Annotated in this window: 16 protein-coding genes and 1 pseudogene; 5 read left to right on the top strand and 12 right to left on the bottom strand. The window is 74.9% G+C overall.

Annotated elements, in window-relative coordinates; all coding sequences use genetic code 11:
- Window positions 1-32: 32 nt before the first annotated feature.
- From AC4IHM_RS29265 to AC4IHM_RS29275, 3 genes are all read right to left on the bottom strand, one after another.
- Window positions 33-863, bottom strand: a complete 831-nt coding sequence (locus tag AC4IHM_RS29265; RefSeq protein WP_490869964.1) for a polysaccharide deacetylase family protein — start codon at window positions 861-863, stop codon at window positions 33-35.
- 160 nt (window positions 864-1023) lie between these two features.
- Entirely contained in the window at window positions 1024-1950 is a 927-nt protein-coding gene (locus AC4IHM_RS29270) for a DMT family transporter (RefSeq protein ID WP_490869965.1), read from the bottom strand.
- Window positions 1951-1966: 16 nt separating this feature from the next.
- Window positions 1967-2824 carry an SDR family NAD(P)-dependent oxidoreductase gene (locus tag AC4IHM_RS29275; protein WP_490869966.1) on the bottom strand — a complete coding sequence of 286 codons (858 nt, stop codon included), beginning with the start codon at window positions 2822-2824 and terminating at the stop codon, window positions 1967-1969.
- A gap of 254 nt (window positions 2825-3078) precedes the next feature.
- Here AC4IHM_RS29275 and AC4IHM_RS29280 point away from each other — a divergent pair, with 254 nt between their 5' ends.
- Both AC4IHM_RS29280 and AC4IHM_RS29285 read left to right on the top strand, forming a co-directional pair.
- Entirely contained in the window at window positions 3079-4149 is a 1071-nt protein-coding gene (locus tag AC4IHM_RS29280; protein WP_490870973.1) for an MGDG synthase family glycosyltransferase, read from the top strand.
- A 74-nt stretch (window positions 4150-4223) separates the two neighbouring features.
- Window positions 4224-4610: a DUF2267 domain-containing protein gene (locus AC4IHM_RS29285; RefSeq protein WP_490869967.1), complete on the top strand. Its 387-nt coding sequence runs from the start codon at window positions 4224-4226 to the stop codon at window positions 4608-4610.
- 42 nt (window positions 4611-4652) lie between these two features.
- Here AC4IHM_RS29285 and AC4IHM_RS29290 read toward each other — a convergent pair whose 3' ends face one another.
- Window positions 4653-5051 (bottom strand): DUF5997 family protein, encoded by a 399-nt coding sequence (locus tag AC4IHM_RS29290; protein ID WP_490869968.1) that lies wholly within the window; start codon window positions 5049-5051, stop codon window positions 4653-4655.
- Window positions 5052-5109: 58 nt separating this feature from the next.
- Here AC4IHM_RS29290 and AC4IHM_RS29295 point away from each other — a divergent pair, with 58 nt between their 5' ends.
- Window positions 5110-5889 carry a LysR substrate-binding domain-containing protein gene (locus AC4IHM_RS29295; protein WP_490869969.1) on the top strand — a complete coding sequence of 260 codons (780 nt, stop codon included), beginning with the start codon at window positions 5110-5112 and terminating at the stop codon, window positions 5887-5889.
- A gap of 11 nt (window positions 5890-5900) precedes the next feature.
- On the opposite strand, the gene AC4IHM_RS29300 is transcribed toward AC4IHM_RS29295, so the two are convergent.
- The 4 genes from AC4IHM_RS29300 to AC4IHM_RS29315 form a co-directional block, all read right to left on the bottom strand.
- The gene (locus tag AC4IHM_RS29300; RefSeq protein WP_490869970.1) at window positions 5901-6641 is read right to left on the bottom strand and encodes a DUF4142 domain-containing protein; all 741 of its coding nucleotides are present in this window, start codon (window positions 6639-6641) and stop codon (window positions 5901-5903) included.
- Window positions 6642-6802: 161 nt separating this feature from the next.
- The gene (locus tag AC4IHM_RS29305; RefSeq protein ID WP_490869971.1) at window positions 6803-9631 is read right to left on the bottom strand and encodes a beta-L-arabinofuranosidase domain-containing protein; all 2829 of its coding nucleotides are present in this window, start codon (window positions 9629-9631) and stop codon (window positions 6803-6805) included.
- 101 nt (window positions 9632-9732) lie between these two features.
- Entirely contained in the window at window positions 9733-10428 is a 696-nt protein-coding gene (locus AC4IHM_RS29310) for an HAD family hydrolase (RefSeq protein ID WP_490869972.1), read from the bottom strand.
- Between the two features lie 20 nt (window positions 10429-10448).
- The gene (locus AC4IHM_RS29315) at window positions 10449-10925 is read right to left on the bottom strand and encodes an Lrp/AsnC family transcriptional regulator (protein WP_490870974.1); all 477 of its coding nucleotides are present in this window, start codon (window positions 10923-10925) and stop codon (window positions 10449-10451) included.
- Window positions 10926-11161: 236 nt separating this feature from the next.
- Here AC4IHM_RS29315 and AC4IHM_RS29320 point away from each other — a divergent pair, with 236 nt between their 5' ends.
- Window positions 11162-12652: an FUSC family protein gene (locus AC4IHM_RS29320; RefSeq protein ID WP_490869973.1), complete on the top strand. Its 1491-nt coding sequence runs from the start codon at window positions 11162-11164 to the stop codon at window positions 12650-12652.
- Between the two features lie 114 nt (window positions 12653-12766).
- On the top strand, window positions 12767-13801 hold the full coding sequence (locus AC4IHM_RS29325) for a lactonase family protein (RefSeq protein ID WP_490869974.1): 1035 nt from the start codon (window positions 12767-12769) through the stop codon (window positions 13799-13801).
- Between the two features lie 872 nt (window positions 13802-14673).
- On the opposite strand, the gene AC4IHM_RS29330 is transcribed toward AC4IHM_RS29325, so the two are convergent.
- The 4 genes and pseudogenes from AC4IHM_RS29330 to AC4IHM_RS29345 form a co-directional block, all read right to left on the bottom strand.
- Complete coding sequence (locus tag AC4IHM_RS29330) at window positions 14674-15597, bottom strand: sirohydrochlorin chelatase (RefSeq protein WP_490869975.1); 924 nt, start codon at window positions 15595-15597, stop codon at window positions 14674-14676.
- Between the two features lie 137 nt (window positions 15598-15734).
- Window positions 15735-16715 (bottom strand): N-acetylglucosamine kinase, encoded by a 981-nt coding sequence (locus AC4IHM_RS29335; protein ID WP_490869976.1) that lies wholly within the window; start codon window positions 16713-16715, stop codon window positions 15735-15737.
- Window positions 16712-17389, bottom strand: a complete 678-nt coding sequence (locus AC4IHM_RS29340; RefSeq protein ID WP_490869977.1) for a uracil-DNA glycosylase — start codon at window positions 17387-17389, stop codon at window positions 16712-16714. The genes AC4IHM_RS29335 and AC4IHM_RS29340 overlap by 4 nt, the downstream gene beginning before the upstream one ends.
- Window positions 17390-17723: 334 nt before the next feature.
- Window positions 17724-19408 (bottom strand): annotated as a pseudogene (locus tag AC4IHM_RS29345) (DNA alkylation response protein).
- Window positions 19409-19497 lie beyond the last annotated feature (89 nt).

Here is a 19497-nt window from a genome sequence, read left to right on the forward strand (position 1 = left end):
CGGGGCGCTCGGGCAGCCGGTCGCGCGGTGGTTCAGGGCGGCGTCGGCCCGCCGGCCGTAGGGACGGCTCGCTCCCGCGTCGGCGCGTGCCCAGAACCGGTACCGGACCGGCCCGCCCGCTCCCGCGTCCCGCTCACCCCGTGCTCGCCCAGCGGCCCCACCTCCAGCCCCGCGTCGCGGCAGTCCCGCACGATGTCCGGCAGGGCGCCCAGGGCGGCCCGCCAACTGCCCGGCGCGGAGGCGTGGTCGGTGTCGTGGAGGAGGATCGTGCCACCGCCGCGCAGGTCCGCCGCCACGGTCGTCCGGACCGAGGCCGGTGTGGCGTCCTGCCGCCAGTCCTTGCCCCAGGCCGTCCACAGCACCGTCCGCAGCCCGGCCCGGCGGGCGGCGGCCCAGCGTCCGGAGGTGAGGATGCCGTAGGGCGGGCGGTACCAGTGCGGGGCGCGTCCGGCGGCCTCGCCCACCACATGGACGGCACGCCGCAACTCGCGCGCGTCCCGCCCCGGCGAGGGCAGCCAGGGGCGGTCGTGCGCCCAGCCGTGGACGGCGAGTTCGTGCCCGCGCCGGGCCAGCTCACGGGCCTGCGCCGGGTGGCGTACGACGTTCTCGCCGAGGAGGAAGAAGGTGGCCCGTACGCCGAGCCCGTCCAGCGCGTCGAGGAACCGCGGTGTGGACGCCGGATCGGGGCCGTCGTCGAAGGTGAGGGCGACGTGGCCGGGGCGGCCCTGCCCGGCCAGTCCCGGGAACCGGCGCCTGCGCAGGCCGGGCAGCCAGGTCGCGGCGGGACCGATGTGGGCCAGCGAGGCGACGACGACCGGCGCGACGGCGTACACCGCTCGTCCGGTGTGAATCCCCTGACGCATGCGTGGTGCCTCCGGTCGGCTCGGTGCGGCGGTCGTGGTTCGCTCGTATCCGCGCGGCGGTGCGGCCCGTACGCGGTCGTACTCGGGTGGGTGATCGGCCCCGCGAGGGCCCGTGAGGCCCTGCGCGGTCGTACTCGGGCGGTCGTCGGCCGTGGCGCGGTCATGCCCCGCGCCGTTGCCGTCCCCGCAGCTCCTTTCCGGGGCCGTCCCGCGCCGCCGGGGCCGTGTCCCAGGCGCCGTGGACCGAAGGCGCTCGGGCCAGTCCGACGCTGCCGAGGCCGATCAGCGCCACGCCGATCAGCTCGGGCAGCACGCGCACCCCGAGCACGATCTGCTCGCCGAACAGGACCCAGCCCAGGGCGACGCTGGTCAGCGCGTCGCCGAGGGTCAGGGCGGGCTGCGACGCCGCCAGGGTCCCCGCCCGCAACGCGCTCTGCAAGAGCAGGAAGCTGGCCACACCGACCACCGCGGTGGCGTACGGCGGCCACTGGGCCAGCACCGCGCCCACCCCCTGCGGGAGCCGCCCGGTGACCTCCTTCAGCAGCGCCGCCGTACCGCCGAACCCCACCGCGGACGCCGATCCGAACAGCGCGGCACGGGGCGTGCCCTGCATCAGGCTGCCGATCGAGGCGAGGACCGTCACCACGACGAGCAGCACCGTGCCCGCCCAGGCCCACCGGCCAGGACCCGCGGTCTCCTGGCCGGCCGACGGAGTGGCCGAGCCCAGGAACAGCGCGAGTCCCACGGCCAGGGCCGCGAACGCCAGCCAGGTCCGCGAGTCGGGCCGCCGGCGGAAGACCACGCTGCCCACCATCAGGGTGAACAGCAGCTCGCTGGCCATCAACGGCTGGACGACGGCCAGACTGCCCACCGCGAGCGCCGCCCCCTGGAGCACGGTCGTGAGCGCGAGCAGCGCCGCGCCGCCCAGCCAGTACCGGTCGCGCATCAGCCGCAGCAGTGAGCGCAGGGCCGTGTGCACGGCGCCCGCCCGGTCCTCGTCCTGCGCCGCGGCCCGGCGTTGCAGTACCGACGCCGCCGCGTTGGACAGCGCCGCGAACAGGGCGAGGACGACGGTGAGGACACTCACCGCCGCGTACTCCCGCTCATCCGTACCGCGCGGCCAGCCGCCGGTACAGTCCCGGGGCCGCTCCCCGCACCCGGCAGGGCAGTCGCAGCCAGCCCGGCACGTACACCTCGTCGCGGCCCCGCACGACCGCGGCCCGCACCGCGTCGGCCACGCGCTCGGCGGGGATGGGGCGCGGCCTGGACCGCTGGTAGGGAGCGCCGCGGCGCTCGAAGAACGGGGTGTCGACGACACCGGGCAGCACATGGGTGACCCCCACGCCGGTGCCCCGCAGCTCATAGCGCAGGGCGTCCGCGAAGGCGCCGATGGCGGCCTTGGCGGCGGAGTACACGGCCTCGTCGCGCACCGCCACACTGCCCGCCAGCGATCCGATGAGCACCACCCGCCCCGACCCCGCCTCGACCATCCCCGGCAGCAGCAGCCGCACCAGCCGTAACGTGGCCAGTACGTTGATGTCGAGCACCTCGTCGATGGCGCGCGCAGGCATGTCCAGGAACTCCCCGGCCCAGCCGGCCCCCGCGCCCGCCACCAGCAGGTCCACCGGGCCCACCGTGGCCAGGGTGAAGTCGGCGAGCTGCCGGTCGGCGCCGGGCAGCGTGAGGTCCGCGGCGAAGGCGGTGGCCTTCGTGTCCTCGGCGACCTCGCGCAGCCGCACCGGGTCGCGTCCGGTGAGCACCAGCCGCCAGCCGCCCTCGTCACCCAGCCGGCGGGCCACGGCCGCGCCGATGCCGGAGGACGCCCCCGTCACGAGCGCCTTGCGGGTCAGTGTGTCCCCGCCGGCACCGACGGGCTGCCGCCGGATCCGCGCATGGTCCACGTCGGGGGCGACGACCTGCGGTCCGGCGGCGGACCGGGGACGGGAGAACGCGGAGACCATGGGGGACCACCTTGGCTCGGGGCGGACGCCGGGGAGCGACCGACCGGACGGTGGGGCTCGGGTGTCCGGCCGGACGGGCGGTCACGGAGTATCCCAAGCGGAGCGTCCGAAACGCCCGATTGTGTAGTGGTTTGGAAAGCGCTGTGCGGGCAACTTGCACCGCCGTGCATCCTCGCAGCTCATCAACGCCTCGCCGGCCGACGGTCCCGCGGTCCCCACGGGACGGCAGACGGCTGCTGGTGGTCAGCGCGAGCATGGGCGCCGGACACGACACGGTCGCCGCCGAACTGGTCCGCCGGGCCCGGGAGCGCGGCGGCGACGCCGTCGTCGTCGATGTCCTCGCGCTGCTGCCGTACGGCCTCGGCGGTGTGCTGCGGCGCTTCTACCGCGGCTCGGTACGCCACTTCCCGTGGGCGTACGCCGCCCTGTACCGGCTCTTCCTGCGCCCCGGCACCGGACGCCGCCCGAGCGGCACGCCCCTGGCCCGGCTCGCCGGCGGCCGGCTGCGCGAGCTGGCCGAGCGCGCGGACGCGGACGTGGTCGTCCCCGTCTTCCACCTCGGCGCGCAACTGACCGGCCATCTGCGCGCCCGCGGTCTGCTGCCGGTGCCCAGCGTCGTCCTCGTGATCGACTTCGCGGTCCACCGGCAGTGGCTCCATCCCGGCAACGACCACTGCCTGTGCCTGACGCCGCAGGCGGCGCGCGAGGCGCGGGAGAGCACCGGCGCGCCCGCGGGGACCTGCGGTCCCGTCGTGGCTCCGGAGTTCTTCGCCGACGCTCCCGGCGCGGCCGGGTGGCGTGTGCTGTTCGACCGGCTCGGCCCCGGGCGCCCCGCGGTGGTGCTGTCCGCCGGCGCCTGGGGAGTCGGCTCGCACCTGGAGGCCACCGTCCGGCTCCTGACGGGCCACGGCTTCCTGCCCGTCGTGCTCTGCGGCGACAACGAGCGGCTGCGCCGCGCGCTGGCCGGCACCCCGGGCGTGGTCGCGCTGGGCTGGGTGACGGACATGCCCGGCCTGCTGCACGCCGCCCGCGCCCTGATCGACAACGCCGCCGGCCAGACCGCCGTACAGGCCCTCGCCGCCGGGCTGCCCGTCGTGGGGCACCGCCCGATACCCGGCCACGGCGCGGACGGCGTACGGCGGATGGCCGCGCTCGGCGTCTCGGACATCGCCGAGGACGAGACCGCGCTGCTCGGCGCGCTGCGGCGGCTCACCGCCCCGGGCCCGGCCCGGCGGGAGCGGATCGCGGCCGGACGCGCGCTGTTCACGGACGACGCCCTGACCCGGGTGACCGACCTCGCCGACGCCGCACGCGCGCGCCGGTGAGAGCACGCCCGTTTCCCCCGCCGGGCGCGGGGCACCCGGCCCGGAGCGGATAACCGGCGGAAGGAGACGACGCCGTGCGGCTCGACGAATTCCTCACCCTGGTCCGCGACCGAGGCGAGTACCACAGCGACGACGAGGCCGAGCAGGTGAGCGCGGCCGTCCTGTGGGTGGTCGCGTCCCGCGTCGACCCCGAGGAGGCCGCGGCCCTGGCCGCCGACCTGCCGGCGCCCCTGGCCGACGCGCTGCGCCTGGAACGCGGGCGTCCCGAGTCCTTCGGCCGCGAGGAGTTCCTCCGGCGCGTGGCCCAGCAGACCGGCGCCCGGCCCCGGACCGCGGAATGGGACGCGGGCGCCGTGCTCTCCACCGTCGCCGAAGCGGTGTCCGACGAACGTGCCGACGGCCTGCGGGCCCACCTGCCCGAGGACTGCGCCGACCTCTTCGGCGGACCGGCACCGCACTGAGAGCCCGTCCGGCGTGCCCGCGACCGTACGCATACGTGACGGTCAGTCGCGCTTCGCGGCCTGCTCCCGCTCGGCGTGCAGCTTCTTCACGCGGGCCGCCTCCTTGCGGACATCGGCCTGCACGGCCTGCTCCCGCTCCAGCCACTGCGGGCGCTCCTGCTTCAGCGCCTCGATCTGCTCCGTGGTCAGCGGCTGCTCGACCCCGCCCCGGTGCAGACCCGCGATGGAGACGCCGAGCCGCGCGGCCACCACCGGCCGCGGGTGCGGACCGTCGCGCCGCAGGTCGCGCAGCCACGCGGGCGGGTCGTTCTGGAGCGTGTTCAGCTCGGCGCGCGTCACGACGCCCTCCCGGAACTCCGCGGGTGTGGCCTCAAGGTACACACCCAGCTTCTTCGCCGCGGTCGCGGGCTTCATGGTCTGGGTGTTCTGGTGCGACGTCATGGTGCCCAGGGTATCGATCGGGTGAGCGGCCCCCGACCACGCCCGGTAACCTGGCCGGGTGACAGGCTCGGAAGATCCCCCCTCGTTCCGGCTCGTGTACGTCCCGGGGGTGACGCCCGACAAATGGGTGCGCATCTGGAACGAGCGGCTGCCCGACGTCCCGCTGTTCCCGGCCCAGGTCCCCGCCGCCGAGGCCGGCGGCGTGCTGCTGGCCGGGGACGCCGACGCCGGACTGGTGCGGCTGCCCGTCGACCGCACCGTGCTCAGCGCCATCCCCCTCTACACCGAGACCACGGTCGTGGTGGTCCCCAAGGACCACCTGGTCACGGCGGCCGACGAGGTGAGTGTCGAGGACCTGGCCGACGAGATCGTGCTGCACCCCCTCGACGACGTTCTCGGCCGGGAACGCCCGGCCGGCCGGCCCGCCCTCGAACGTCCGGCCACCACGGCGGACGCCGTCGAGCTGGTGGCGGCCGGGATCGGCGTACTGCTCGTGCCCCTGTCGCTGGCCCGGCTGCACCACCGCAGGGACCTCACCTACCGGACGGTCACGGACGCGCCCGGGTCGGGCGTGGCGCTGTCCTGGCCGCAGGACGCGCACACGGACCGGGTGGAGGACTTCATCGGCATCGTCAGGGGCCGTACCGTCAACAGCACCCGGGGCCGGCAGCCCGACCCGGCGCGCTCGAAGGACGGACGCACCGAAGCGGCCCCCGCCCGGCGCAGACCGGCGGCCGGGAAGCAGACCGGAGGCGCCCGGCGCGGTGCCGGTGGCACGGCCGGGAGCGGTGGCGGCAAGGGCTACGGCACCAAGGGCGGCAGACCCCGCCGCCGCTGACCCTGCGCGCGTCAGCCGACCGTCGGATCGGGCGTGGGCGCCGAGGTGTTGACGTCCAGTCCGGGCGGCGCGGTCAGGGAGAGCAGCGGCTCGCCCGGCTGCGGGGCCGGCGGGGTGAGCTGCACCTTGGGCAGGTTCGCCGACGCCGACTGCTGGAAGTTGACCTGGTCGAAGTTGACCAGCCCGGTCTTCTCCAGCACGGTGATGTGGTCGAGCACGGTGTCGTTGGCCTCGTCCGCCAGCTGCCGCACCAGGGAGTTCTTGGTGTTGGCGCGGATGTTGGCGATGACCGGGAAGATCTGGCCGTGCGTGATGCGCATGATGTTGACGGCCGTGATGTCGAACTGCTTGCCCGTCGTCCCGCCCACGGTCGACACGAACTGCTGCTGTTGCGGGGACGCCAGATTGGGCAGGGTGATGCCCAGCTCGGGCGCGATCTTGCGGCAGGTGGCGTCGAGTCTGGAGTGTCCGACCACCAGGTGCTCGCCCACCTCCTTCATCTCCGGTGTCGTCCCCCGCTCCATGGACATCAGCCCCAGCGGGTGTTCCCACAGCCCCGCGGCACGGACCTTCACCACGAAGTCCCGGTCCGCCTCGGTGAGCGGCCCGTACCGCGTCTTGGCGATGACCCGGGCCTGGTCACTGCCTGTTTTCTGCACCCCGAGCATGGTCGGGTAGGCGAGTGCGGTGAGGGTGAGGATCAGGGCAACCGCCACGAAGGCGGTCCCTGCCGTGGTGCGCGTGACGCGCATCGTGCCTCCTGGGGCGAAGACAGGCTCGGACACCAGGAGGTACGGATACCGGCGGCGTCCTGATCACCGCCTCGGGCAAAACCTGCGCACCGCGGATGTGTTCTACGTCTCGCCGGCCGACCGGGGCCGACCGGGCCCGACCGCGCCGCCGTCGGACGGCGTCAGTCCGCGTACGACGCCTCGCGCGCGGTCCTCACCACCCGCTCGCCCTCCTCGCGCCCGAGCAGCCCCTGCGCCACCCACGCGTCCACCGTCAGCCCGGTGTGCGCCACCAGCGCCTCCTTGCCGCGGAAGGGCGCCGCGCCCCAGATCGCGTCGAGCAGCGTGGTGCCGTCGGCCCGCACCGGGTTGGCGACGCCCGAGTCGCTGCCGCCCAGGACCACTTGGGGCTCCGAGCGGCGGAAGTACGCGTGCGTCGGATCCTCGGTCCCCTCCGCGAACGGGGCCCACTCGGTGCCGTCCAGCGTGTAGTGGAGCGGCTCGCCCGGCACCGGGGTGAGCGTGGGCAGCAGGTCGCCGGACAGGCCCGCGTTGCGGTACAGGCCGCACTCCGGGCGACCGGTGCCCGGGTCGCGGGCGACCAGGTTGACCGGGCCGTAGAAGAGGGCCTGCGTCGACGGGTCGTCGGGGGCCTTCTCCACCCGCAGCCGGAGGGGCACCTGGATCCGCACGGTGTCGCCCCGGCGCCAGGTCCGGGACACGGTGAAGTAGCTGCCCGGCGCCGGAGTCCCCGGTACGGCAACGCCGTTGACGGTGACCCGGAACCCGGCGTCGGCCCAGGACGGCACCCGCAGCCGCAGCGCGAAGGAGGCGTCGGCGCCGCCGAGGGTGAGGGTGGTGCCCTGCTCCCGGGGGTAGTCCGTGCTCTGGGTGACGGTGACGCCCCGCTCGGCCCAGGTCAGCGTGGCGGGGCTGTAGAGGTTGACGTACAGGGCGCTGCCGTCGGCGGCGGCGAAGTACACCGAGTCCTGGTACTTGGTGGCGCTCTCGATGCCGGTGCCCTCGCAGCAGGTCGTGCCCTGCTTGGGCGTGTAGTCGCGCACATGGCCCGGCGTCAGCCCGATGAAGTAGGTGACGAGCGGTCTCTCGGCGTCCGGCCGGTCCTGCTTGGAGCCGAGCACCTGGTTGTACAGGGCCCGTTCGTAGTAGTCCATGTACGCCGGATCCTGGTCGTGGAAGAACAGCGCCCGGCTCAGCTTGAGCATGTTGTACGCGCAGCAGCTCTCGGCCGTGGTGTCGGTGATCGTGCCCGCGACCGTGTCCCGCGCCCTCCAGAACTCACCGCTGCTGGTGCCGCCGATGGCGTACATGCGGTGCGGTACGACCATGTCCCAGAAGTTCCGTGCCGCGGTGAGGTAGCGCTCCTCGCCCGTCTCGTCGTACAGCCGCACCAGGCCGGTGAAGATCGGTATGTGCTGGTTGGCGTGCAGGCCGTCGAGGAGGTCGGTGTTCGCGGCGCAGGCGTCGATCAGCCGGTCGAGGTCGAACAGGCGGGCAAGCGCCAGGTGTTCCGCCCTGCCCGTGACGGCGTACAGGTCGCAGACCGCCTCGGCGATTCCCCCGAACTCCCCGCTGGAGAAGATGCCCCACATCCGTTGCAGGGTGGCCGCGGGCAGCTTCGACAGCCGTGAGTACATCCAGTCGCACATGCCGGACGCGAGGTCCAGCGCCCGGTCGTCACCGGTGGCGAGATGGGCGTCCAGCAGTCCCCGCAGGATTTTGTGCGCCGTGTAGTACGGCGCCCAGACCTTGGTGTAGTCGCTCTCGGTCATCGACTCCAGCTCGATGAACTGCGTCTCCGGGTACGCCGCGAGGAATCCGGGGTGGCTGGGGGCGCCCCAGGTGCGGCGCAGGGTGGCGGTCAGGGACCGGCCGGAGGCGTCCGCGAACGTCCCGCCGGTGGTCTCGTCGAAGGCGTACGACGCCAGGTCGCCCCGCCCGGCCGGGGCGTCGGCGGCACGGCTGTCCCGCAGCGCGGCGATCTCGGCGGCGCTCAGGGCGCGCGACCAGATGTCGAACTCGTCGAAGGCGCCCGCGAAGACGGGGTCGGCGGGGTAGTGCGAGCGGCCGAGCCAGTGATGGGCGAGCGGGCCGAGTACCGCGGGGTCGAGGGACATGGCGGGGTTCCGCGCCACGGCGGCGCCGTCGACGTACAGGGTGCCGACGCCGTCCGCGAGGGTCACCGCGAGATGGCTCCACTCGTCCAGCGGCAGTGCGGCCGTGCCGTCGAGGGCCTGCTCGCCGCCGGCCCCGCCGTCGGTGATGGCGAAGCGCGGCACGCCGTCCGCGTTGCGGGTGGCGAGGTAGAGGTAGCGGGTGGTGTCGTCGCCGAAGTCGAACACACGGGCCCAGTCGCTCGCGTGGGCGGGCCGCACCCGGGCGGCCAGGGTGATCGACCGGGTGTCGCCGAGGACGCCCGCGGGGAGGTCGACGTACCGGTGGGAGCCGCGCACCTGCTCCGCGGCGGCGCCGAAACGCCCGTCCGTGCTCAACACGGCCGGGTCGTGCCGCAGGGCCTCGCGTGCCTCGGTGAGGGCACTGACCATGCTGCCGATCCGCTCGGCGAAGACCTGCTCCCCGGTGCCGCGGTACGCCTGGGACAGCATGGTCAGGAAGTGGCCGGTGTAGTGGCCGCGGAGGTTGCCGTTGGCCTCGCCGTCCAGCCCCTCCCAGCCCCCGGGGGCGACGGCGCCCAGGGTGGGAAGACCGGCGTTGGCGCGGAAGACCTGGAGCAGCCGGTCAACGTCGTAGCCGCGGGCGTGGTCGAGCATCAGCCGCCGCTTGTCGGCGAAGATCCCGCGCCCGAGCGTCACGTCCTCAAGACGGAACGGCCGCACGGACCAGGCCGCCGGTACGGCCGGACCCGCGGGCCCGGCCACGGCCTGTGGCGCGGTGCCCGGCCGGCCGCCCGCCGCGTGGGAGACCGCGGGCGGGCCGGCGGCGATCGCCGCGGCCAGCAGAAGGGCCCGCCGGGAGAGGGGCGCTGCCATGTGCTCCTCATTTCCTCGTTCGACATGTCGAATGCCGTTCGGAAGGTCGCCCAGAAGATAGGGAAGGGGCACAAGGGCGTCAACGCTACCAACGAGTAGGGTCAGACGGACCGCGCCGCCCGCGCCAGCCAGTCGTACGCCGCCCGCGCGGTGAACTCCTCCTGGCCGCCGCGCAGCAGCAGCCCGGCGGTGGCGAACTCCGGCGCGTCCGCCTGCGCCGGGACGTACGGGATGGCGATGCAGCGCATCCCGGCCGCGTGTGCGGCGGCGGCTCCCGGTGCGGCGTCCTCCAGGACCACGCAGTCGGCCGGGTCGGCCCCGAGCCGGCGGGCGGCCTCCAGGAAGACGTCGGGGGCGGGCTTGCCCCGGGCGACCTCGTCCGCCGAGACGACCGTGCGCAGCGGTGCGGCCAGACCGGTGCGGGCGAGGATCGCCTCGATCGCCTCGGGCGACGAACCCGACGCCACCGCCAGCGGTACGCCCTCGCCCGCCAGCAGCTCGACGAACTTCCGCATCTCGGGGTAGGCGCGGGCCGAGGTGCGGGCCAGCTCCAGGTAGTGGCGGTTCTTGACGGCGAGCAGTTCCTCGACCGGGGCCCGCAGACCGTAGTGCCGCTTCCAGTCGGCGACCGTCTCCCGGGTGCTGATGCCCACGTACGCCTCGTGGTCGGCCCAGGTGAAGTCCGGGACGCCGTACTCGGCGAGGGTCTGCCGGCCCGCTTCGTAGTAGTTCGGCTCGCTGTCCACGAGTGTTCCGTCGAGATCGAAGATGACCGAGATGCCGCCGAGAGTGCTCATGGCGTCCAGGATGCCAAGGCTCACTTCCGCGCCGAGCGCCCGATCGACTCCACGAGCGGCAGCAACCGGTGCGGGACGCGCTCGCGCAGCGCCACCTCGCTGCGGGTGCGGACCACCCCGGGCAGGCTGATCAGCTTCTGGATCACGTCCTCCAGGTGCGCGTTGTCGCGGGCCACGACCCGGGTCAGCAGATCCCCGCCGCCCGTGATGGAGAAGGCCTCGACGATCTCCGGGACGGCCGCCAGCGCCTCGCCCACCTCGTCCAGGCGACCCTGGGTGACCTCGATGTGCACGAACGCGAGCACCGGGTGGCCCAGCGCGGCGGGGGACAGGGAGGGCGCGGCGCCGGTGATCACGCCGTCGCGCTCCAGGCGGTCCAGCCGTGCCTGGAGTGTGCCGCGGGCGACCCCGAGCAGGCGGGCGTACTCGCGCACGCTGGTGCGCGGCTGCTCAAGGAGCAGCCGCAGGATGCGGGTGTCGAGTTCGTCGACGGCCATGGCGGCCGGTTCCCCCTCGTCGGCCATTGGCTCTTCGGTGGCCGTGGGAATGCCGCGAGAAGTGTACCAATGGCTCACTCTAGCGTCGGCCTGTTGAGCCACTGGTGGAAAGGATGCTCCTATGGACGGGTCGATGGCGCTGCGGAGGACCGCGGCGCCTTTTCCATGCCGGTGGCGTCGGTGCCGGGGCGCGCGGAGCCGTGACTTCCGGCCCGCGGACGAGGGGGCGGTCAGCAGTGCTGAAGAGGGTGTTCATGAGCCCGGACCCGGGGCGCTCGCGCCTGCGGTTCGCCGCGCGGGCGGTCCTCGGCATCGGATCGGCCGTCCTCGCGTGCGGCCTGGCCGGTACCTCCCTCGTGGGCGCCGTCATCGGCGGGCTCGCCGCGCTGCTCGCGCTGTTCACCGTCACCGACCCGACGGTGCGCGGGCAGGCCGTCACCACCGCGCTGCTGCCGCTCGCCGGGCTGCCCGTGCTCGCCGCCGCGGCCGCACTGCACGGCCACCCGGCGGCGCGGGACCTCGCCTTCCTCGCCGTCGTCGGCGCGGGCGTGTACGCGCGGCGCTGGGGCCCGCGCGGGCACAGCCTCGGCGTGTTCGCCTTCATGACCTTCTTCATCGCCCTGTTCCTGCACGCGACCACGGAGCGGCTGCCCGAGATGTACGCCGCCGTCCTGCTGTCCCTGGCCGTCGCCGCGACGGTGCGCTTCGGCCTGTGGTGCTACGAGCGCGGCCGGCCCGCGCCGGTCGTCCCCGCGCCGCCCGCCGGTACCGGACTCGCCCGCATCACCACCCGCCAGGCCGTCCAGGCCACCGCGGGCGCCGGCTTCGCGCTGGTCGTGGGCCATCTGGTGTCCGGCGAGCGCTGGTACTGGGCCGTCGGCGCCACCTGGTGGGTGTTCGTCAACACCACCTCGCGCGGCGAGACCCTGGTCCGCGGTTTCCGCCGGGTCCTCGGCACGGCCCTGGGCATCGGGCTCGGCCTCCTGATCGCCGTCCCGGCCGCCGGGTCCGCGGTGCCCACCGCCGTGCTCGCCGCCGCCTGCGTCTTCGGCATCTTCTACACCGCCGCGGTCTCCTACACCTGGATGATGCTCTGCGTGACCCTGCTCGCCGAGCTGCTCTACGGCCTCCTGGACGTGCTCGGCCCCGGCCTGCTCGCCGTGCGGCTCGCCGAGACCGGCGTCGGGGCGCTCGGCGCCGCGCTCGCCGTGCTCCTCGTCCTGCCCGTCACCACGCACACCGTCACCGACGCCTGGATCCGGCGTGCCCTGCGCTGCGTGCACGCCTGCACCGCCGAGGCCGCCGCCCGCCTCGCCGGAACCGAGGGCGCCGACCCGGGGCCGCGCGTGGCCGAACTGGAGCAGTTGCTCGGCCGGGTGCGGCTGTCGGCCGCCCCGCTGGTGCACCCGCTGAGCCCGATGCAGGTCCGCAGGCGGCGGGCCCGCAGGGTGCTCGGCCTGCTCGACGACTGCGCCCGGGAGATCCGCGGCCTGGTGGCGGTCGCCGCCGACCCGGAGGCCTCGCGCGACGCCCGGCTCGCCGCCGCCTGCCGGCGTGTCGAGACCGCCGTCGAGGCGCTCACCGGCGGAGGCGCCGTCCCCGCCCACACGGACGGGCCGCGCACCGCCGAACCCGCGTTGGCCCACCTCCACGGCCTGGAACGCGCCCTGGCCGACCTCGCCGCGCCCCTGCGCACGCCCTCCGGCTCCCCGCTCGTCGGCGCCTGAGCCCCCGACACCGCGCCACCCATTTGGTCTAGACCGCAGATGATCGACTGCTACGGTCGCCCCGGGCGGACGACCAGTCGGCACTCGGCGAGGCGCGGGACGAGAGGGACAGCGGTGGCGGACGGCGGCAGGCGGCAGCGGCGGGCATACATCGGGTCGTTCACGGCGGCCGGCGGGCCCGGGATCCTGACCGCGGCCGTCGCACCCGACAGCGGCGCGCTCACGGTCATCAGCGGCACGGACCGGCTGCCCGACCCCTCCTACCTGGCCCTGGCCCCCGACGGCGGCACGCTCTACGCGGTCAGCGAGACGGCCGAGGGCGCGGTGGCCGCCTACCACGTGACCGGCGACAAGCCCGAGTCCGCCGGTCGGCCGGTATCCGTCGGGGGCGACGGGCCGACCCACCTCAGCCTGCACGCCGGGCACGTCCTCACCGCCAACTACGGCTCGGGCACCGTCACCGCGGTGCCGGTCCGCGCCGACGGCACCCTCGCCAGGACCGCGTCCGGCGTCCTCCGGCACACCGGCTCGGGCCCGCACGCCCAGCGGCAACAGGGGCCGCACGCGCACCAGGTGCGTCCCGACCCGAGCGGGCGATGGGCCGTCAGCGTGGACCTCGGCACCGACTCGGTGCGGGTCTGCACCCTGACGGGCGGCGCCCTCGCCGTGCACCGGGAGACCGCGCTGCGCCCCGGCTCGGGCCCGCGGCACCTCGCCTTCCACCCGGACGGCGGCCACGCCTACGTGGTCAACGAACTGGCGCCCACCGTCACCGTCTGCCGCTGGGACGCCGCCGACGGCGTGCTCCAGCCCCTCACCGAGGTGCCGGTGCTGCCCGGCGCGCCGTCCGGCGACGCCTACCCGTCCGGCATCGTGGTCTCGCCCGACGGCCGCTTCGTGTGGACCGCGACCCGCGGTGAGGACGTCCTGTCCGTCCTCGTCGTGGAGCCGGACGGGCTGCGGCTGGCCGGGACCGTGTCCTGCGGCGGACACTGGCCGCGGGAGATCACCCTGTCGGAGGGGGTCCTGTACGTGGCCAACGAGCGCTCCGGAGACGTGACCTGGTTCGCTCTCGACCCCGTCGGCGGCGTACCCCGGTACACCGGCTCGCTCGCGGTACCCGCGGCGGCCTGCGTGATCTTCGGCTGACCCGGGCCCCGCGCCCCCCGGCGAACGGCGCGCTCCCGCGCGGGCGAGTGGCGCACGCGTTTCAGGGCACGGCGAGGGGCTGCTCCGGTGCCGGTGGGGCCCTGCCGGATGCGGGGACCGGACGGGTGGCGCGGGCCGCGTGTGGCCGTCCCGGCGCGGCTCACGTGCCCGCTGCCCGGCCACCCGTGCCTGCCGGCGCCCCGCGCGCCGCGCCATCCGGCGAACGTTCCGCTCCCGCAGCAAAGCGGCCTTGCGGTCCCTGCCGTTCCCCCGCGGGCACGTGGCGCAGGCCCCGAGCGGCGCCCCGCAGGCGCTTCACGGCACGGCGAGGGCCCTGCCGGATGCCGGCGCCGGACGGGGGTGTGGGCCGTTTCCGGCTGTTCCGGCGCGGCCGGTGTGTCCGCCGCTTGTGCCTGTCGGTGGCTTGCGCCCGAGGCGAATGGTCCGCTCCCGTACTGGCGCGGGCTCTGCCGTTCCTGCGTGCCCGGTGCGGGCTGCACGGCATGGCATGGGGAGGGGGCTGCTCCGGTTCCGGTGGGGCTCTGCCGGATGCCGGGACTGGACGGGGGTGCGGGGCGTTTTCCGGCTGTTCCGGCGCGGCCGGTGTGTCCGCCGCTTGTGCCTGTCGGTGGCTTGCGCCCGAGGCGAATGGTCCGCTCCCGCACCGGAGCGGACCCTGTCGTTCCCGCGCGGGCCCGTGGCGGGTGCGGCCCGCGTGGCGGCCCGTACGCGCTTCACGGCACGGCGAGGGACTGATGGGGCCCTGCCGGATGCCGCGCCCCGCGCCCACCTACCGCACGCCGAAGGGGCTCGCTCCGGTACTGGAGCGGGCCCCTTTCGCCCTGCGTGTCGCGGCCGTCCGGCGCCGCGCGTCAGCGGACCGGCGTGCCCTGCGGCTGCTGCGGCGAGATGCCGAGCGCGGTCGTGTACTTGGCCAGCGCCAGCTTGCCGATCGCCGGGTAGGGGCCGAGTGCCTCGGAGGTGGAGCAGCCCGCCTCCTTGGCCGCCTCCTCCACCACGGACGCCTCGATCTCCGGGCCGATCAGATACGGCGCGAGGGCCAACTGCTGGGAGCCCGAGGAGCGCAACTGCTCGGCCACGGACGCGATCGAGCCCTCCTCGTCCAGGGCCGCCGCCATCACCGGCACGGCGAGGCGCGCGGCGAGCAGCATGCCGGTGATCCCGGCCGCCTGCACGGCCTCGTCGCCGCCCACGGAGGCCAGGATGATGCCGTCCGCCGCGGTCGCCACGGTGAACAGCCGGGCACGGTCGGCGCGGGCCAGACCGGCCTCGGAGAGCCGCACGTGCAGCGCCTCGGCGAGCAGCGGGTGCGGACCGAGCACGTCGGTCAGCTCGGCCGCGATCCGGCTGTCCATGACGGCCTGGCGGATCCGGCGCAGCAGCGAGTTGTCCGGTCCGGCGAGCAGCGGCACGACGACGGCGACGGGGCCGTCGGGCTCCCTCACCTCCATGCCGGCGGCGCGCGCCTGCTCGAAGCGGGCCGTACGCTCCTCGGCGGCGCGCACGAGCACGGTCGACAGCGAGGGGAACTCGTCCTCGTCCCCGTCGAGATGGCCGACCAGGGCGTCGAGGCCGGGCAGCTCGGAGCGGGCGATGCTGATGACCTCGTCGGCGAGGCCCCGGGTGGCGCTACTGGGCGTGCCCGGCACCGCGAGGACGAGCGCCGGCGCGCCCTCGGGTGCCACCAGGGGTTCGGGACGGCGGTGCCGTCCGGGCTGGCGGGGGCGCGGCATTCGTACTGGCAGGCCGGACGCGGGCCCAGTGGGGGAGCTCATGGCGCCGCATGTTACTGGTTTCCGGGGTTTCCCTGTTCGGGGAGGGTGCAGGTGAGCGGTATCCGTCCGGTTTTGTCTGATGAGTGATGTACGGATCGGCCGACATCGGCATGATTCACCTCGTGGTGGACCGATTCTCAGCCGCCCGGCGCGGTCGTCACCCACAGCATCCTGTCGTCGGCCGGCAGGGTGAGCGAGCCGGTCGCCAGGTCGGTCGCGATACGGACCGAACCATGCAGCGGATCACCCTCCGCGACCGTCCGCCGCGCCCCCGGCAGCCGCTCGGCCAACTCCTCCTCCAGCGGTACGACGAGGGGCTCGCCCAGCTTCAGCAGGCCGCCGGTGACCGCGACGAGGGGCTCGCCGCCGCGCGGGCAGACCGCGGCGGCCGAGTCGGCCATGTGCCGGGCGGCGGCCCGCAGGATCCCGGCGGCGACGGGGTCGTCGGCCGCGTGGGCGGCCACCTCAGGGGCGAAGGAGGAGAGGACGGCGGGGCGGTCGGAACGCGGATACACCTGCGCGGGCAGGCCGGTCACCGGGCCGAACCTCTCCTCGGCACGGGCGAGCAGGGACGCGGAGCCGCCCTCCCGCCCGTCGTGCGCGCGCAGCGCCGCCTCCAGGCCCGCCCGCCCGATCCACGCACCGCCGCCGCAGTCGCCCAGCAGATGACCCCAGCCGTCCGCCCGGCGCCAGTGGGTCAGGTCGGTGCCGACCGCGATCAGACCGGTACCGGCGGCCACCACCGCCCCGGCCCGCGGGCCGAGGGCACCGGCGTACGCGGTCACGGCGTCGGCGGCCAGCGCGACCGTGCGCACGCCCAGCTCCCGGGCCAGCGCGCCCGGCAGTTCGGCGCGCAGGGCGTCGCCCAGGGTGGCGAGTCCGGCGGCACCGACGACGACGGTCCCGATCTGCTCCACGCCGGTCTCGTTGGCCAAGGCCTCGGCCATGGGCAGCAGTTGGGCCATCAGATGACCGGCCTCGATACCCCGTGCCCCGGTCCGGACGGGCTCGGGCGACGCACGCCGCCCGAGCGGGCCGCGCCCGTCCGCACCGGCGGTGCCGACGACGACGCGCAGCCCCGAACCACCGGAGTCCACGGCCAGGAAGCCGTCGCTCACGGCAGCCGCCAGTCGACCGGCTGACCCCCCAGTCGCACCAGCAGGTCGTTGGCCCGGCTGAACGGACGGGATCCGAAGAAACCCCGGTCGGCCGACATCGGGGACGGGTGCGCGGACTCCACGGACGGCAGATCGCCGAGCAGCGGCCGCAGATTGCGGGCGTCGCGGCCCCAGAGGATGGACACCAGCGGCTTGCCGCGCGCCGCCAGCGCGCGTATCGCCTGCTCGGTGACCTCCTCCCAGCCCTTGCCGCGGTGCGCGGCGGGCTTGCGCGGGGCGGTGGTGAGCGCCCTGTTGAGCAGCAGCACGCCCTGCCGGGTCCACGGGGTCAGGTCCCCGCTGGAGGGCTGCGGCAGATTCAGGTCGGTGTTCAGCTCCCGGAAGATGTTGACGAGGCTGCCGGGCAGCGGACGCACCTCGGGCGCGACCGAGAACGACAGTCCCACCGCGTGCCCCGGGGTGGGATAGGGGTCCTGTCCGACGATCAGGACCCGGACGTCGTCGAAGGGTTGCTGGAAGGCCCGCAGGACGTTCGCTCCGGCCGGGAGATAGGTGCGTCCGGCGGCGATCTCCGCGCGCAGGAACTCACCCATCGAGGTGATCTGCCCGGCGACGGGTTCCAGGGCCTTCGCCCAGCCCGCTTCGACGATTTCATTGAGGGGTCGTGGTGCCACGGGCGTCACCCTACTGCCGTACGGGTGGCGCCGATCAACCGATGGCCAAACCGACGACCAAAGCGGAATCTCCCTGTCCGGTCCACCCGGCGACCGCGGCCCGCGCGCACGGCAGGTCCGGCGGCCGGGGGCCCAACTGCCCCCGGCTCGCGCCCTCGTCGCCCGATGGGCGGACCCTCGCGGGTGCCCACGGCCGGCAGCGCCTCGGTCATGCCGATCACCTCCGCGGCGTCCTGGTCCTTCGTCCGCGGACCCCCTCGTCCCGGACACTGGCCAGTCTGCACCCCGGCACCGACAGTCGGCTCCGGAGAGCCGGCGCCGCGGTTCCGGGTGCTCAGTCCTCGCCGGGCAGCGCCCTGGCCAGGATGCCGTCCAGGTCGGCCGAGTCCGGCAGCGTGCCGAAGGCGTGCCCCCAGTCGCCGCCGAGCCGGCTCGCGCAGAAGGCGTCGGCCACGGCGGGCGGGGCGTGCCGGACCAGGAGGGAGGCCTGGAGGGTGAGGGCCATCAGCTCCACCAGACGGCGGGCACCGGCCTCGGACGCCTCGGCGAGCCCCGCCTCCAGCCGGACCACCGCCGCGTCCAGCCGGGCGTCCGCCCCGCGCGCGAGGGCGAGTTCCCCGAAGAGGGCGTGCGCGGTGGCGGGGGAGCGGCCGAGCGCCCGCAGTACGTCGAGGGCGTTGACGTTCCCCGAGCCCTCCCAGATCGACAGCAGCGGCGCCTCGCGGTAGTGGCGGGGCATGCCCGACTCCTCCACGTAGCCGTTGCCGCCCAGGCACTCCAGGGCCTCCGCGGTGAACGCCGGGCCCCGCTTGGTCACCCAGTACTTGCCGACGGCGGTGGCGATCCGCCGGAAGGCCGCCTCCCCGGCGTCCCCGCGCACCGCCCGGTCCGCCGCGCCGGCCAGCCGCAGGGTGAGAGTCGTCGCGGCCTCGGACTCCAGCGCCAGATCGGCCAGGACGTTGCGCATCAGCGGCTGGTCGACCAGCCGGGCGCCGAACGCGCTGCGGTGGCGCACATGGTGCCCGGCCTCGACGAGGGTCTTGCGCATCAGCGTCGCCGAGGACATCACACAGTCCAGCCGGGTGCAGTTGACCATCTCGATGATGGTCTTGACCCCCTGGCCCTCGGGCCCGACCAGCCAGGCGACCGTCCCGTCGAACTCGGGCTCCGACGAGGCGTTGGACCGGTTGCCGAGCTTGTCCTTGAGCCGCTGGACGCGGAAGGTGTTGCGGCTGCCGTCCGGCAGTACGCGCGGCACCAGGAAGCAGGACAGCCCCTCGGGGGCCTGGGCGAGCACCAGGAACACGTCGCACATCGGGGCCGACGTGAACCACTTGTGCCCCCGCAGGGTGTAGACACCGGGCTCGGCCGTCGCGGTGGCCGCCGTGGTGTTGGTGCGGACATGTCCGAGCCGCCCTGCTTCTCGGTCATCCCCATGCCGGCCAGCAGGCCCCGCTTCCGGGCGGGCGCCCGCAGCCCCGGGTCGTACTCCCGGCCGGTCAGCAGCGGCTCGTAGACCTTCGCCAGCTCCGGCTGGCAGCGCAGCGCGGGAACGGCCGCGTACGTCATCGAGGTCGGACAGCCGTGCCCGGCCTCGGTGTGACCCCAGGCCAGCCCGCCCGCGGTCCGCGCGACATGGGCGCCCGGCCGGTCGTCGGCCCAGGGCGCGCCGGCCAGCCCCTCGCCGACCGCCACCCGCATCAGGTGGTGCCAGCTCGGGTGGTACTCGACCTCGTCGACCCGGTTGCCGTACCGGTCGTGGGTGCGCAGCACGGGCTCGTGGCGGTTGGCCAGGTCGCCCCAGTCCTGCGCCTGGACACTGCCGGCCCGCCGGCCGAGCCGCCGCAGGTCGTCCTCGGCCCACCCGGCGCCCTCCCGCCGCAACCCCTCCAGCAGGGCCGTGTCGTCGGAGGAGTCGTAGGGCGCCAGGGGAGGGGGCTGGTTGGTGACGTCGTGCGTGGCGTTCCCCTCCGGGTGGCCCGCGGACTTCTCGTACGGCTCCTGCGCGAGTGTCGTCATGACCCGAGTGTTGCACTATCCCTGCGGTCGCAGCAATAGTGCAACACCGTGGTCGCACGTAGAGTACGTGCTCATGTGGACGCACGACA

The sequence above is a fragment of the Streptomyces sp. SL06 genome, assembly GCF_058244745.1.

What these genes read in the sequence shown, in the direction of transcription:
- AC4IHM_RS29265 (WP_490869964.1), bottom strand. Translation starts at nt 863, where the DNA reads ATGCGTCAGGGGATTCACACCGGACGAGCGGTGTACGCCGTCGCGCCG.
- AC4IHM_RS29310 (WP_490869972.1), bottom strand. Translation starts at nt 10,428, where the DNA reads ATGAGCACTCTCGGCGGCATCTCGGTCATCTTCGATCTCGACGGAACA.
- AC4IHM_RS29290 (WP_490869968.1), bottom strand. Translation starts at nt 5,051, where the DNA reads ATGACGTCGCACCAGAACACCCAGACCATGAAGCCCGCGACCGCGGCG.
- AC4IHM_RS29275 (WP_490869966.1), bottom strand. Translation starts at nt 2,824, where the DNA reads ATGGTCTCCGCGTTCTCCCGTCCCCGGTCCGCCGCCGGACCGCAGGTC.
- AC4IHM_RS29330 (WP_490869975.1), bottom strand. Translation starts at nt 15,597, where the DNA reads ATGAGCTCCCCCACTGGGCCCGCGTCCGGCCTGCCAGTACGAATGCCG.
- AC4IHM_RS29315 (WP_490870974.1), bottom strand. Translation starts at nt 10,925, where the DNA reads ATGGCCGTCGACGAACTCGACACCCGCATCCTGCGGCTGCTCCTTGAG.
- AC4IHM_RS29280 (WP_490870973.1), top strand. Translation starts at nt 3,079, where the DNA reads ATGGGCGCCGGACACGACACGGTCGCCGCCGAACTGGTCCGCCGGGCC.
- AC4IHM_RS29305 (WP_490869971.1), bottom strand. Translation starts at nt 9,631, where the DNA reads ATGGCAGCGCCCCTCTCCCGGCGGGCCCTTCTGCTGGCCGCGGCGATC.
- AC4IHM_RS29300 (WP_490869970.1), bottom strand. Translation starts at nt 6,641, where the DNA reads ATGCGCGTCACGCGCACCACGGCAGGGACCGCCTTCGTGGCGGTTGCC.